Origin of the sequence: Pauljensenia sp. 20925_1_27, assembly GCF_041432835.1 — a bacterium.
GTDB lineage: Bacteria > Actinomycetota > Actinomycetes > Actinomycetales > Actinomycetaceae > Pauljensenia.
The window spans coordinates 60,996-75,568 of record NZ_JAPWAH010000006.1 but is presented as its reverse complement, the minus strand read 5'-3'; the positions used below and the strand labels follow the sequence as shown (position 1 = coordinate 75,568).

Here is a 14,573-nt window from a genome sequence, read left to right as displayed (position 1 = left end):
ACGCCCAACCCAGCCCACAACACCTACACTCTTCAATTATGAAGAGCCGCATTACAATCAGCATACAACCCCTAGAATTCAGGGTTATTTTAGATTGACACATGACAGCTCAAACCTTAGAATAACATTGAGCAAACTGACGGAATTACCTACAGGAAAAGCTAAAATCACACAAGCGCAATTTACTCAGCAAGCACGGAGGATTCGGATGGAACAGGCAAGCATCACTGATTACACCCTAGCAGCATGTGCAATAATTTCTATAGCCTTTTCTCTCATCACACTTTCAAACACAATTCGAAGAAATTCCGATAACGATTATAATGAGGTCCGACAATTAATATCTGACAATAAAGCCGGAGCGCAACTAAGACAACATCCCATAAATTCACCACTGAACGAGACACTAATTCGAAACTGGATCAATTCAAAGATTGCCAGACATTACTCACCTTACGGCAACATCCTCGCAAATATTACAATCTTCCTATCAACAATATTCTTATTGACCATCGTCCTCTTCACAATATTGTTTCTACTCGATGGCCAATATATCAACTCTATTATCGGGCTTACAATCTTCATCGCATCACTACTCACAACCGCAATAATTCTCAATTCACCATCATTTACAGACAAAGTTACAATTGAGCGACGGATATACATAGACTACCTTTCAAACATTGGAATCAAGCAGCAGAATCTTATCCAACGCTCTATTCCAATGTTCAGCAGAAAACACCCCGCATCACTACACGTCGACTCACTCAATTTGCAAAGCAGAATCAAGCTTCTTGAAGAGATGCGAACATTCGCAAAACAACAGTCCCTGAATGACGAATGGATCAATAAACAAATTGCAGAGATTCAAAAAGAACTCGATAGCAAATTAGATCTTCTCAGAACAAAGCACCCTGAGGCATTCTGCGCTCTAATGTTCATCACTAATATCAAGTCTATCAACGATCAACCGCAACAAGTTACCCACCCACCTAGGACAAAACAGAGTAAAACAAGTAACAAGAGGCGCAGCTAAACACAGTATGACGCGCATCAACGTCTGCAAGCCGCTGCACGATTATGTACACAGCTTCTCCTTACCTCACCAGAAGCTGTTCAATCACCCCTTTGTTACAATTCTTGACTCGAGTATCTCTTCCTACTTTGCGGTGTTGCATCGATATCCCGAGAATATGAACGATGCTCGACGGCGTTCCCTAGTCCGCCAAACGCTGGGAGACCACCGTTGTGACGCCGTCGCGCATCGTGACGCCGTATAGGGCATCCGCGATCTCCATCGTGCGCTTCTGGTGCGTAATCACGATCAGCTGCGAGGTCTCCTGCAGCTCCTTGAAAATCGCCAGCAGGCGCGTCAGGTTCATGTCATCCAGGGCGGCCTCGACCTCGTCCATGACGTAGAACGGCGACGGGCGCGCCTTAAAGATCGCCACCAGGAACGCAATCGCGGCCAGGGAACGCTCACCGCCCGACAGCAGCGACAGGCGCTTCACCTTCTTGCCCGCGGGCCGAGCCTCGATCTCGATGCCGGTCGTCAGCATGTCATCCGGATCGGTGAGCACCAGGTCGCCCACCCCGCCCGGGAACAGCACGCCGAACACGTGCTCGAACTGCTCGCGCGTCTCGGCGAACGCCGACGCGAAGGCCTCCTCCACCAGGCGATCCACGTCCTGCACGATGCGCAGCAGATCCGCCTTCGACGCTTTGAGGTCCTGGACCTGGTCCACCAGGAACTTGTGTCGCGAGGCCAGCGCCTCGTGCTCCTCGAGCGCCAGCGGGTTCACGCGCCCCAGCTTCTCCAGGTCCTTCTGCGCCTTGGCGAGTGCCCGCTCCTGCTCGGCGCGCACGTACGCGCTCGGCTCAGCGGCCGCAGCCTTCTCCACCTGGTCGGGGTCGAGCGGCAGCATCGGCACCAGGGTCTCCGGCCCGTACTCGGCGAGCAGCTGCTCGGGTACGAGGGACAGCTCCTCAAGGGCGCGACGCTGCAGATCCTCGACGCGCAGGCGCGTCTGCTCGGCGGCTATCTGCCCCTGGTGCGCCGAGGCTGTGGCCTCCGACAGTTCCGCGCTCAGCCGGTCCATGGCGTGTCGGGCGTCCGAGACCTCCTGCGAGACCTGGGTGCGGCGCTCGCTCAGGCGGTCGCGCTCGGCGGCGGCACGGGTCAGGGCTCGCTCGGCGGCCTCGAGGGCGACGCGGGTGGCAGCCTCCACGTCCGAGGCCGTGGCCAGCTCCGTCTTGCGCGCGGCCTCGCGCCGGGCGTAGCGGGCGCGCTCCTCCCGCTCGGCGGCGGCTGCCTGGCGCAGGGAGCGGGCGCGGGAGGCGGCGCGCCGCGATTGCTCTTCGAGGGCACGCAGTGATAGGCGCGCCTCGTTTTCGGCCTCGCGGGCCTCGCGCGCGGCGCGGGAGGCGGCGTCTGCACGGGCCTGGGCGTCTTCAAGGGATTCGGGCGGGCCGACGGTGTCCGCGCCGTCGAGTCGGGCGCGCGCGGCAACGTCCTGCTCGCGGGCCCACGTGACCTGTTCGTCGGCGCGACGTGCCACGTCGTGTGCGCGCTCGGCCTCGGCGCGGGCGGCCTGCGCGGCGGATTGGGCGCGGGCCAGCTCCTGGGCTTCCTTGGCGCGCTGCGCGTCTTCTTCGCGCAGGGCCTTCAGGGCATCGTTTGCCTCACGAATGCAGCGGTCCAGGTGGGCGTTTGCCTCACTGAGCTGCTCGGAGACCTCGGCCATGCGGGCCTGAGCGGCCTCGGCCTGCGCGCAGGCCTCCTCGTAGTCTGCACGCACGGAGAGCACGGAGGAGGCCTGGCGGCCACCCTCCACCGACCAAGAGCGCAGCACGTCGCCACCTGACGTGACGACGGCTCGCACGCCGGGTACGCGCAACACCTCAGCCGCGGCATCAAGGAAGCACGAGACGACCCCGTCCAGCAGGGAGGCCAGCGGAGCTGCGGCCCCCTCGCAGGTGACGACGTCGGACAGCCACGTCGCGCCCTCGGGCAGATCGGCGCGCGCAGCACCGATCCCGTCATCGGAATCGCCAGAAAGATCAGCAGAAGAACCCGACGCAACGACGAGCCGCAGCGAGCGACCGGCCGCGCGGGCCGCGTCAAGCTCGCCCAGGCCTCGGGCCAGGGAGTCGACGACCACGGCGTCGGCGAAGGGGGCGAGCGCGGCGGCGACGGCGTCCTCGAAACCGGGGGTGACGTGCAGGAGGGGCGCAATCTGGCCGAGCACGCCGGGGCGTCCCAGCAGCTCGGCGGTGCCGTCCTCGGGGGCGAGCAGCTGCTCGAGCGCGTCGCGGCGGGCCTCCCAACGCGCACGGTCGGCTCGGGCCTCGCGCTCGACGCCGAGCAGCTCGTCCACGCGGGCGCGCGCGGCGTCGCGGCGGGCGGAGGCCTCGGCGTGTGCGCGGGCCGCTCCCCCGCCGGTTTCGTCCTCGGACGAGGAGGCCTCGGAAATAGAAGCGCCCACACCAACGGACCCCACCGACGACGCGGGCACAGCCTTCTCCGCGGCCTCGGCACGCTCCTGAGCGGCCCGGTAAGCGCCCCGCGCGCGGTCGGCCTCGGCGATCGCAGCCTCCAGGCGAGAGGCCGCCGTGGAGGCGTCGCCCGTCAGTCGCGCGACCTTCTCACGATGATCGGCGATGACGCGGTTGACGCGGGCGAGCTCGCGGGAGGCGGAATCGTCAGCATCCTCCGCCGCCTCGCGTGCACGCGTCGCGGACGTCAGGGCAGAGCGCGCGGCCTCGACCTGGCCGGCCAGGGCCGCATCCTCGGCGCCAGCGACGCGGGCGCGCTCGTCGAGCACGTCGGGATCCTCGCCGCCCGGGGGCAGCTCGGGGGTCGCGCGCAACGCAACCTTCTGAGTCGCGGCCATGAGAGTACCGCGCAGGCGCTCGGTGATCGTGGTCAGCGCCTGCCAGTCGGAGGATGCCTGATCGAGCGCGGGAGAGGACGCACGCTCTGCGTCCTCCAGGCGCGCAAGCTCAGCACGCGAGGCAACGATCTGTTCCTCAAGCGACGCGCGGCGCGCCGCGGCCGACTCGTCCGAGGCCTCGAGCACGGACAGCTTCGACAGCGCAGAGGCCAGGTCATCAGCGAGCAGGCGGGCCTTCGCGTCGCGCACGCGCGCCTGAATGAGGGACGCACGCCGCGCGATGCGCGCCTGGCGTGCGAGAGGACCCAGCTGGCGGTGGATCTCGTTCGTCAGGTCCAGGACGCGCACGAGGTTCGCGTCCATGTCGGCCAGCTTTTTCAGCGCGCGCTCCTTGCGGCACCGATGCTTGAGGACGCCCGCGGCCTCCTCGATGAAGCCGCGACGCTCCTCGGGCGTCGAGGACAGAATCGCGTCGAGCTGCCCCTGGCCGACGATGACGTGCATCTGACGGCCCATGCCCGTGTCAGACAGGAGCTCTTGGACATCCAGCAGCCTCGCGGGAGTGCCGTTAATGGAGTATTCGGAGCCGCCCCCGCGAAACAGGGTGCGGCTGATCGTCACCTCGGAATACTCAATATCGAGCAGCCCGTCGGTGTTGTCAATCGTCAGGTCCACCTGGGCGCGCCCCAACGCCGCGCGCCCAGATGTCCCCGCGAAAATCACGTCCGCCATTTGCCCTCCGCGCAGCGCGCGGGCACCCTGCTCGCCCATGACCCAGGCGAGCGCGTCGACGACGTTCGATTTACCCGACCCGTTGGGGCCCACGACGCACGTAATGCCCGGTTGGAGGGCGAGCGTGGTCGCACTGGCGAAGGACTTAAAGCCCCGCAGCGTCAGGTTTTTGAGGTACACCCTTGCAGGTTAGCCGTGACTCAGTAAATCTCCGGGAACCACAGGGAGATTTCGCGCGTTGCGTTCTCCACAGAGTCCGAACCGTGAACCAGGTTCTCCATGTGGGGGCTGTTCCACGCGCGACCGAGGTCACCACGGATCGTGCCCGCCGGTGCCGTCGTCGGGTCGGTCGAGCCCATGAGGACGCGCATGCCCTCGACGACGCGCTGGCCTTCGACGATCATGGCGACGACCGGGCCCGAGTTCATGAACTCCAGGAGGCCCTCGAAGAAGGGCTTGTCCTTGTGGTCGGCGTAGTGCTCGGCAAGCAGTTCGCGGGAGGCGACCATGAGCTTGAGGCCCTTGATCGTGTAGCCCTTGGCCTCGATGCGGCGCAGGATCTCACCGGTCAGACCGCGGGCGTAGCCGTCGGGCTTGACGACGATGAGGGTGTGCTCGAGGGTGGGGTCGAGAAGGTGCTGGGGCTCCAGCAGAACACTCTTAGCGCTCACGTTGTCTCCTTTGATTCTGGCGTTTGCGGTGTTGCGCTTTCAAGCATATCGGTCAGTGCTGCCACCGCGGCTGTGGCATCGGCCCCATTGGCTTCGATGTGGACGCTCTGACCTTGGGTGATGCCGAGCGCCATGAGCTCGAGGACCGAACCGCCGTCCGCCCCGTTCACGGTAACTTCGGCGTCGAATGTGCCCGCCAGGCGCACGAAGGCGGCGGCCGGGCGTGCGTGCAGGCCGACGGGATCCGCGACGACCGCATCCCCTTGCGCCCACGTCGACGAGGCCGGGGCCCCTCCCGCTCCCCCGCTGTGCTTCGCGGGAGCGGGGCTGGGTGCCTCCTGGGCGGGTACGTCGTCCACGCGGGGGGCCAGGGCAGCTGCGACATCGGCGACCTGGTCAAGGTCTTCGCCGAGCTGCGCGCGCACGGAGGACGCGACGGCCCCTTCGACGAGGCAGGTATCGACGAAGCGGATGCGTTCGGGCTCGTCGCTCATGTCGATGACGGATTCGACGGTCATCGTGGCCGAGCCGAGGTCGGTGAGAACGATGACGCCGCTGCCGTCCCCGTCCACGGCCTGAAGGGCTGCCTCGAGGGCCGCTTCCACGCGGTCGTAGGAGGTGCCGATGCGGCCGTCGTCCGTGCCTCCGGCAGCCTCGAAGTGCACGTCGGGGGCCATCTGGGCGGCGAGCTCGCACACGCCGACGGCCAGGGAGGCAGAGTGAGAGACGATCACATAAGAGACGCGCACGCTCATGCTGCGTCAGCCTCGCCCGCTGCGCGCGCGGCGGCTCGCAGAATCAGCGACGTGGAGACGGCACCCGGGTCAAGGTGGCCGATGGAGCGTTCTCCCAGGTAGGAGGCGCGTCCCTTCGTGGCCCGCATCGGCTCGGTGGAGGCTGCGCCGGCCTCGGCGGCGGTGGCGGCTGCCTCGAAGACGGCGGCCGCGTCGCTACCGGATTCAGCGGCTGCGCGGGCTGCCTCGAGCGCGGGTGTCCACGCGTCCACCATGGTCTTTTCGCCCGTGGTGGCCTTGCCGCGCGCTTGGATGCCTTCGAGCGCGCCCGCGATCACCGCGGCAGCGCCCGCGCCGTCGAGGTCACCGTCACCGGCGGCCTTCGATGCGCGCAGGAACGCGGTCCCGTACAGGGGTCCGGCGGCGCCGCCGACCGTGGACATGAGGGTCTTGGCGACGGTCTTGAGGACCTCGGCGACGCTGGCGGGCTGGGCCTGACCCAGGGCCTCGAGCGCGGCCTTGAACCCGCGGTCCATGTTTTCGCCGTGGTCGCCGTCTCCGATCGCTCGGTCCAGGTCCACCAGGTAGTCGCGCTGCTCGGCGATATCTGCCGCTGCCAGCTCGATCCACCGCTGTGCCCACGCTGCATCTAGGCTCATCGTGATTCTCCTTATCCTGCCTCGTTGCTTACTTCCAGGCGACCGTGTTCACGGGTGCGTCGAAGAGCTCGAGGAGCTCGTCGTCGGCGCGCATGAGGGTCACGGAGACACCGGGCATCTCCAGGCTGGTGACGTAGTTGCCGACCATCTGGCGGGCGATCTCGATGCCGTCTTTCTTCAGGAGGGCGGCCAGTGCCCGGAAGCAGATGTAGAGCTCAGAGATCGGGGTGCCACCCATGCCGTTAACGAGGGCGACGACGCGCTCACCCTCGCTCAGCCCGAGGTCGCCGCGCACGCGCTCGTAGAGCTCGGCGATGAGAGCATCAGCGGTCTCCATAGAGCCGCGGCGGTATCCGGGCTCGCCGTGGATGCCGATGCCCAGCTCAATCTCATCCTCGCCCAGGTCGAAGGAAGGCTTGCCAGCGTGGGGCACAGTGCAGGGCCCCAGGGCCAGGCCCATGGAGCGGGTCTGGTCGTTGACCTTGGCCGCAATCCGAGTAACTTCCTCCAGGGAGTCGCCACGCTCGGCGGCGGCGCCCGCGATCTTCTCGACGAAAATCGTGCCGGCGACACCACGGCGCCCCGCGGTGTAGAGGGAGTCCTCGACGGCCACATCATCGTTGACGACGACGGTAGCGACCGTGATGTCCTCCATGTCGGCCAGCTCGGCGGCGGTCTCGAAGTTGAGGACGTCGCCCGTGTAGTTCTTGACGATGTGCAGGACGCCCGCGCCGTGGTCGGCGGCTTTGGTGGCCTCCAGGATCGGGTCTGGAGTGGGCGATGTGAAGACCGCGCCGGGCACGGCCGCATCCAGCATGCCTTCGCCGACGAAGCCCGCGTGCAGGGGCTCGTGTCCGGATCCGCCACCGGAGACGAGGCCGACCTTGCCCTCAGCCTTGGGGGCGCGCCGGGTCACGAAATCCGGCGAATAGTGGACATCGACGAGGTCAGGGTGGGCGAGGGCGAAACCTTCGAGGGTTTCGCGGACGACGGCGTGGACGTCATTGACGAGCTTCTTCATGATGCCTCCTTGCACATTGCTCATCTGTACTTGTACGCATGATCAATCGTGCCACCATCGAGCACGATTTCCCAACCGTGGCGGCCGCCACGATGCGGCCGCCCTGGTTGGATGACATCCTAGCGCGGAGAGTGGCCAGCGAGGGCCAGCATTTCGCCAGCCAGCATGACCGAGCCAAATACGAGAACTCCGCAGCGATCTGCGGGCTCAGCCCCAGCCTCGGCAATCTCCGCTGCACGATCGACCGCGTCCGCGAGCGACTCGCGCACATCTACCCGGTCGGGACCGAAGACCTCTTCCGCGATCTCGGCCAGGCGCGCGACATCGGCCGCGCGCTCGCCCGGCATCTGGGTAGCAACCAGGTGATCGAGGAAGGGCTCGACCTCGGACAGGACGCCCTCGACGTCCTTGTCCCCCATCGCCGCATACACACCCACGATGCGCGCGAACCCAAAGGAGGATTCCACGGCCTCGCGCAGGGTGGCCGCACCCGCGGGATTGTGCGCGGCGTCCACGATGATCGTGGGCGAATGACGCACGACCTGCATGCGACCCGGGCTAGAGGCATTCATGAGGCCCTGCTCGACGATGCGACCGTCCAGGCCGCGGCCACCCATGAAGGCCTCGACGGCCACAAGTGCCGCCGCTGCGTTGTGCGCCTGATACTGGCCGAACAGCGGGACGAACACGTCCTCGTAGAGCGCGGAAGGCGTGCGGATGGTGACCATCTGGCCGCCGACCCCCATCTGACGATCCATGACCTCGAAGTCGCGGCCCTCGACGCGCGCGATCGCGTCGACGGAGCGCGCTTGCTCGAGGAGGATGTCGAGGACTTCCTCCTCTTGCTTCATGATGACGACGACCTGGCCGGGCTTGATGATGCCTGCCTTTTCGCGCGCGATCTCCTCAATGGTAGAGCCGAGCCACTTCGTGTGATCCAGGGCGATCGGCGTGATGACGGAGACGCCCGCGTCAATGACGTTCGTGGCGTCCCAGCGCCCGCCCATGCCGACCTCGACGACGGCCGCATCGACCGGGTAGTCCGCGAAGGCCACGTACGCCATGATCGTAAAGACCTCGAAGAAGGACAGACGCGGGCCACCCTCTTCCTGGCTGCGCTCGTCCACCATGCCGACGTAGGGGGCGATGTCCTCCCATGCGCGTACGAAGCCCTCGCGCGTGATCGGGTGGCCTTCCAGCGAGATGCGCTCGCGCACGTCGAGCAGGTGCGGGCTCGTGAAGCGGCCCGTCTTCATGCCGAAAGCGGTCAGGAGCGAGTCGATCATACGCGACGTCGACGTCTTGCCGTTCGTACCCGTGATGTGGATCGACGGGTAGGAGTTCTGCGGGTCGCCCAGGATGTCCAGGGCGAGCTTCACGCGGTCGAGAGTGGGGTCGATGTCGTGCTCGGGGGCACGCGCGACGATGGACTGGTAGATCTCCTGCACGCGAGCGTCGAGGGCGACCTCATCCTCGGCCTTCGCCAGCGCGGCCTCGTGGGAGGCGCGCTCGTCGCGTGCCTCGGCGGCGTCGTCGGCGAAGTCCTCGTCCACCTCGCCCTCAATCTCAGCGAGGACCGAGGGGTCGGGGCCCAGCAGCAGCGAGTGCTCAACGAGGGCGCGCAGCGCGGCCTCGCGCTCGCTCTCCTCGGCCTGCGGGTCGGTGCTCTCCCCCGCCTCGGTGTCTTCGACCTCGTCGGCCGCTTCCAGGTACGGGATCAGATCGGCCGGGATGCCGCCGCGCTGGTCTTCGTGGGTGGGGTCTTGCCCGAAGAACGATTCGCCTGCCATGTTTCCTCCGCTGCTCACAGTGTCCTCGCTATTTTACCGGGCTGGGTCGCGCGGGCGGCTTGTTCTGCCGGTCACGGCGCGTTGTCGCGCACAGTCCGCGCGTCGTCATCGACGAGGCCGGGGCGGGTTTCTCCGGGAACCTTCGTATTCGCCGCAGGCCGATCGTCGGCACCAGGTTGGCGAAGACGGATAGGATTGCTTCCATCAAGGTAATCTCCTCAAGGAGGCAACACGTGGGTAAGTGGTTTGGTCAGGCTAGCGAAATCGAAGAGTTGCGCGCCGAAAACCGCCAGCTGAAGGAACAGGTCGCGAACCTCGAGGCGCGACTGCGTGCCGCTTACGCGGACGCCAGGGTCACGGCGCTCGCCGGATCCGCCTCCCCCACCTGCGAGGCAGCAGCCCCCACCCCGGTTCCTGCTACCCCTTCCCCGGCCTCAGCCTCGCTCCCGGAGCTGAACGCGGTGGAGATCCAGATGATCGCCGAGGGCAGGATGATCTACGCCGTCAAGACTTACAAGGACCGCACCGGCCTCGACCTGAAGACGTCGAAGGCGGCGATCGACGCCGCCCGCCGAGAAATGCGTACTAAGAGCTGACCGTTTCCCCGTTGACGCTCACGCTTGCGGATAGGTTGTGCGCTTGCGGATAGGTTATGCAGATACGGATAGGTTATTAACCTATCCACATGCGGATAACCTATCCGCATGCTTATAACCTATCCGCGTAAGCACTCACTGCGCGTTGTGCAGGTCTAACTTCGCGTCGTCATCGACGAGGCCGGGGCTGCTCGCACTCACCACGAATCCTCACGCTCGGCCAGACAACCGCTCTGATAGGATGCTGATCACACAATCACCGTCATCGACGACAGGACGCGCCATGCTTCTGATCGGCTTCACTGAAGAACCCGGCTGGATTCGTTCCACCTTCAATCTCACCTACCGCGTCCCCTGGGAGGGGCTACTCAAGGGGGTGCGCGGTGTCTTCCCGTATATGCACAGCATCTCCTCGGACGCCGATAGTCCCGAGGTATTGGTCGATGACGCGATCATCCAGATTTCTTCCCGCGACGAGATCCTCGCAATCCCCGAGGCCGGTTCCATTACCATTCGCGGCTTCTCACCCGTCATCAAGGCGCCCGCCATGCTGGTGTTCCACAACCAGGTGTCCTTCGTCAACGTCGCGGTGGGCCGCGTCGGCGAAGAATACCAGAACACCGACTACGAGAAGTTCAACAAGTCGTTGTGCCAGTTCATGGACTCCATCGAGATCATGATGCACGTCCCGCCGGCCGAGTAACGAGGTAGCCAACGCATTCAATCGCTGTCACGCAGGAGGAGCAATAGTCTTCCCACACCTCGTCGATAGCGACGAGACCGGGAGGTTTTCCTCCCGGCCCCAACCTATACAGGCGGGCGGGCCGCGCTCTCGCGCAGCCCGCCCGCCTGTCTCAGAGCACTCAGTGCTTGGCGACGCTCACGGCGAGCTTGTCGTCGGCCTCGACCGTCAGCGACAGAGCGAGGGTCTCGGCGGCGATCATGTCGCGCCAGGTCTCCACGTCGGCCACGTGATCGGAGGGCACCGTCAGCGACAGGTCGATGCGGTCCGCGATGTGCAGGCCGGCGTTCTTACGCTCGTCCTGAACGGCGCGCACAACGTCGCGGGCGTAGCCCTCGGCCTCGAGCTCGGGGGTCAGCTCCGTATCGAGCACGACGAAGGTACCCGACGCCAGAACGTCCGCGACCTGGCCCTCGGCGGCGTCCACGGAGGTGGACACGGAGAACATGTCGCCCGTGAGCACCAGCGGCGCCCCATCCAGCTCGACGGAGGCGAAACGGCACTCACCATCCACGACCTCCCACTCACCGGACTTCTGAGCCTTGAACAGCTGGCTCGTCAGCTTACGAACGGCCGGATCAAAGGCGCGCGGGTTCAGCGCCAGCTCGGTGCGGACGCTCAGGCCCGAGTCCTGCGGCGCAGAGAAGACCACGGACTTCACGTTCACCTCGGAGGCGATCAGGTCCGCGAAGGGCTCCAGGGCCGCAAAGTGCTCGGAGACGACCTGCAGGGACGCCAGCGGCTGGCGCACGCGCAGCTGATGCGTCTTGCGCAGCGCGTGAGCGGCCGACACGATGGAACGAACCTCGTCCATGGCTGCGACCAGCTCGGGGGCGTCCACGGCCTCGTCGATGACCGGGAAGTCCGTCAGGTGCACGGACTCGCCGCCCGTCAGGCCACGCCAGATCTCCTCGCTCAGCAACGGCAGCAGGGGCGCCGCCAGCTCCATGAGCGTCACGAGAGCCGTGTACAGCGTGTCGAACGCGGCGCTGTCCTCGTCCCAGAAACGCTGACGCTGAGTACGCACGTACCAGTTCGTCAGAACATCCAGGTAGTCGCGGACCGCCTCGCACGCGCCGGCCACGTCATAGGCGTCCAGCGCGCCGCGCACGTCCTCGGCGAGGGTGCGGGTGTGGGCCAGCAGGTAACGGTCCATCTGCGCCAGCGCGGCCACGGCCTCGGGCGAGGACAGATCGATACGCTTGGCCTCGTAGCCCTCGCCCTTGTTGCAGGCGCCCGCGTACAGCGTGAAGAAGTAGTACGTGTTCCAGATCGGCAGCAGCACCTGACGGACAGTGTCGCGAATCGACTCCTCCTTAACGATCAGGTTGCCGCCGCGCACGACCGGGCTCGACATGAGGAACCAACGCATCGCGTCGGATCCGTACTTGTTGAACACCTCTGCCACGTCCGGGTAGTTACGCAGCGACTTACTCATCTTCAGGCCGTCGTCACCCAGGACGATGCCGTGGGAGACGCAGGAGCGGAACGCGGGGCGATCGAAGAGCGCGGTCGCCAGAACGTGCAGCGTGTAGAACCAGCCGCGCGTCTGACCGATGTACTCGACGATGAAGTCGCCCGGGTAGTGGTTCTCGAACCACTCCTGGTTCTCGAACGGGTAGTGCACCTGCGCGAAGGGCATCGAACCGGACTCGAACCAGCAGTCGAACACGTCGGAGATACGACGCATCGTCGACTTGCCCGTCGGGTCGTCCGGGTTCGGGCGCGTGAGCTGATCAATGAAAGGACGGTGGAAGTCCGTGACCTTCACGCCGAAGTCGGCCTCAAGCTCCGCGATGGAGCCGTAGACGTCCGTGCGCGGGTACTGCGGGTCATCCGACACCCACACGGGGATCGGCGCACCCCAGAAGCGGTTACGCGAGATCGACCAGTCGCGGGCACCCTCCAGCCACTTGCCGAAGATGCCGTCCTTGGTGTGAGCGGGGGTCCAGGTGATCTCCTGGTTGAGCTCCACCATGCGGTCGCGGATCTCGGTCACGCGGACGAACCACGAGGACACGGCCTTGTACATGAGGGGCTTGCGGCAGCGCCAGCAGTGCGGGTAGGAGTGCACGTAGGACTTCTCGCGCACCAGTACGGCGCGGATCTCGGGGGCGCGGCGCGCGATCGGGCCACCCTGCTCGCGCAGGTCGGCGACCACGTAGCGGTTCGCGTCGAAGATCTGCATGCCCTCGTAGTCGCTCACCTCGGAGGTGAAGATGCCGCCCTCGTCGACGGGCAGGACCACGCCGATGCCGTACTCCATGCACGTCCACATGTCGTCCTCACCGAAGGCGGGAGCCTGGTGGACGAGGCCGGTGCCGTCCGTGGTCGTCACGTAGTCGGCGGCGATGATGGACCAGCCGTTGGGGCCGGGGGTGCCACCCTCAGCGCGACGCTCGGGGGTGTCGAAGTAGTCGTAGATCGGGTGGTAGTGGATGCCCACCAGCTCCGAGCCCTTGTAGGTGGCCACGACGGTGGGTTCCTCGCCCAGCTCCTTGGCGTAGGCAGGGATCAGGTCGGTAGCGATGAGGACACGCTCGCCCGCGAGGACACCCTCGTGGTCGGCAGCCACCTCAACGAGGGAGTACTCGATCTCCGGGCCCACGGCGACGGCCGAGTTCGAGGGCAGGGTCCAGGGCGTGGTCGTCCAGATGAGGACCAGCTCGGGGCGCGCCGAGTCCTCGCGCAGCTTACTCTCGAGACGCAGGCCCACCGTCACCGTGTTGTCGGTGCGGTCCTGGTACACGTCGTCGTCCATCTTGAGCTCGTGGTTGCTCAGCGGCGTGCGGTCGTTCCAGCAGTAGGGCAGGACGCGGTGGCCCTGGTAGGCCAGGCCCTTGTCGTAGAGCTGCTTGAACGCCCAGATCACGGACTCGGTGTAGGACATGTCGAGCGTCTTGTAGTCGTGCTCGAAGTCCACCCAGCGCGCCTGGCGGGTAACGTATTCTTCCCATTCCTTCGTGTAGCGCAGGACGGAGGAGCGGCAGGCGGCGTTGAACGCCTCAATGCCGACGCCACCCTCGCGGGTGATCTCGGTGACGTCCTCGATGCCGAGCTGACGCTGGGCCTCGAGCTCGGCGGGCAGGCCGTGCGTATCCCAGCCGAAGCGACGCTCGACGCGGTGGCCCTTCATGGTCTGGTAGCGGCCCACGACGTCCTTGACGTAGCCGGTCAGGAGGTGACCGTAGTGGGGCAGGCCGTTGGCGAAAGGCGGGCCGTCGTAGAACACGAACTCGTTGGAGCCATGCTCGCCGGCGTCGCGCATCTCAATGGACTTGCGGAAGGTGTCGTCACTGGCCCAGAACGCCAGGGTGCCCTCTTCCATCGTGGGGAAGGAAGGGCTGGGGTCCACCTCGTCTTGCCGGTGGCGGGGGTAGAAGCCGTGCTTCGTCATGAGTGTCCTCGTCTCGCGCCTATACAGGGACGAGGACCGGCGTCGCCAGCACCCGCGGTACCACCCCGCTTGCCGCTCCCTCGCCGGGCGCGGCCGCTTCGTTGGGGCTGTGTCGGGCCCTCCCGTCCGGTTCTACTGGAGGGGACGAGGCCATGGCTGGCTGTCGCGTTCCTCTTTCTTCCGGATGCTCCCCGGTGATACCCCGCGGCAGCGGGCCGGATCGTAGCGAAAAACCAGTGTAGCGAAGAAACTCGCGAGCGCCCACTGGGCGGAGCGTCTGCCTGCCCACAGCGCACCTGAGAGCGCTCAGCGACGCACGCGCAGACGATGGTCTGGTG

General features: G+C 65.5%; 11 protein-coding genes. 3 read left to right on the top strand and 8 right to left on the bottom strand.

The genetic code is table 11. The annotated features are described in order from the left end of the window. Nucleotides 1-127: 127 nt before the first annotated feature. A complete protein-coding gene (locus O3684_RS05275) occupies nt 128-1,036 on the top strand; it encodes a hypothetical protein (protein WP_500065483.1) in 909 nt (302 codons plus the stop codon). Between the two features lie 181 nt (nt 1,037-1,217). Here the strand turns inward: O3684_RS05275 and smc are convergent, their stop codons facing one another. From smc to O3684_RS05240, 7 genes are all read right to left on the bottom strand, one after another. Then, complete coding sequence (gene smc / locus O3684_RS05270; RefSeq protein ID WP_500065482.1) at nt 1,218-4,805, bottom strand: chromosome segregation protein SMC; 3,588 nt, start codon at nt 4,803-4,805, stop codon at nt 1,218-1,220. A gap of 20 nt (nt 4,806-4,825) precedes the next feature. Next, on the bottom strand, nt 4,826-5,296 hold the full coding sequence (gene ndk / locus O3684_RS05265) for a nucleoside-diphosphate kinase (RefSeq protein WP_500062687.1): 471 nt from the start codon (nt 5,294-5,296) through the stop codon (nt 4,826-4,828). Further along, nucleotides 5,293-6,051, bottom strand: a complete 759-nt coding sequence (dhaM, locus tag O3684_RS05260; RefSeq protein ID WP_500065481.1) for a dihydroxyacetone kinase phosphoryl donor subunit DhaM — start codon at nt 6,049-6,051, stop codon at nt 5,293-5,295. Before dhaM ends, ndk begins: the two co-directional genes overlap by 4 nt. Beyond that, nucleotides 6,048-6,689, bottom strand: a complete 642-nt coding sequence (gene dhaL / locus O3684_RS05255) for a dihydroxyacetone kinase subunit DhaL (RefSeq protein ID WP_500065479.1) — start codon at nt 6,687-6,689, stop codon at nt 6,048-6,050. The genes dhaM and dhaL overlap by 4 nt, the downstream gene beginning before the upstream one ends. A gap of 28 nt (nt 6,690-6,717) precedes the next feature. Next, nucleotides 6,718-7,710 carry a dihydroxyacetone kinase subunit DhaK gene (gene dhaK, locus O3684_RS05250; protein ID WP_500065478.1) on the bottom strand — a complete coding sequence of 331 codons (993 nt, stop codon included), beginning with the start codon at nt 7,708-7,710 and terminating at the stop codon, nt 6,718-6,720. 119 nt (nt 7,711-7,829) lie between these two features. Further along, the gene (locus O3684_RS05245) at nt 7,830-9,500 is read right to left on the bottom strand and encodes a bifunctional folylpolyglutamate synthase/dihydrofolate synthase (RefSeq protein ID WP_500065476.1); all 1,671 of its coding nucleotides are present in this window, start codon (nt 9,498-9,500) and stop codon (nt 7,830-7,832) included. 28 nt (nt 9,501-9,528) lie between these two features. Beyond that, on the bottom strand, nt 9,529-9,705 hold the full coding sequence (locus tag O3684_RS05240) for a hypothetical protein (RefSeq protein ID WP_500065475.1): 177 nt from the start codon (nt 9,703-9,705) through the stop codon (nt 9,529-9,531). Between the two features lie 28 nt (nt 9,706-9,733). On the opposite strand from O3684_RS05240, the gene O3684_RS05235 reads away from it, so the two are divergent. Together O3684_RS05235 and O3684_RS05230 are read left to right on the top strand one after the other, a co-directional pair. Beyond that, entirely contained in the window at nt 9,734-10,096 is a 363-nt protein-coding gene (locus O3684_RS05235) for a 50S ribosomal protein L7/L12 (protein WP_500065474.1), read from the top strand. Between the two features lie 283 nt (nt 10,097-10,379). Beyond that, nucleotides 10,380-10,799, top strand: a complete 420-nt coding sequence (locus O3684_RS05230; RefSeq protein WP_500065473.1) for a hypothetical protein — start codon at nt 10,380-10,382, stop codon at nt 10,797-10,799. A 160-nt stretch (nt 10,800-10,959) separates the two neighbouring features. On the opposite strand, the gene ileS is transcribed toward O3684_RS05230, so the two are convergent. Next, entirely contained in the window at nt 10,960-14,235 is a 3,276-nt protein-coding gene (gene ileS, locus O3684_RS05225) for an isoleucine--tRNA ligase (protein WP_500065472.1), read from the bottom strand. Nucleotides 14,236-14,573 lie beyond the last annotated feature (338 nt).

Bases quoted from the DNA above. Each gene is read 5' to 3' on its own strand.
- dhaM (WP_500065481.1), bottom strand. From the start codon at position 6,051: ATGAGCGTGCGCGTCTCTTATGTGATCGTCTCTCACTCTGCCTCCCTG.
- dhaL (WP_500065479.1), bottom strand. From the start codon at position 6,689: ATGAGCCTAGATGCAGCGTGGGCACAGCGGTGGATCGAGCTGGCAGCG.
- dhaK (WP_500065478.1), bottom strand. From the start codon at position 7,710: ATGAAGAAGCTCGTCAATGACGTCCACGCCGTCGTCCGCGAAACCCTC.
- O3684_RS05245 (WP_500065476.1), bottom strand. From the start codon at position 9,500: ATGGCAGGCGAATCGTTCTTCGGGCAAGACCCCACCCACGAAGACCAG.
- O3684_RS05240 (WP_500065475.1), bottom strand. From the start codon at position 9,705: ATGGAAGCAATCCTATCCGTCTTCGCCAACCTGGTGCCGACGATCGGC.
- O3684_RS05230 (WP_500065473.1), top strand. From the start codon at position 10,380: ATGCTTCTGATCGGCTTCACTGAAGAACCCGGCTGGATTCGTTCCACC.
- ileS (WP_500065472.1), bottom strand. From the start codon at position 14,235: ATGACGAAGCACGGCTTCTACCCCCGCCACCGGCAAGACGAGGTGGAC.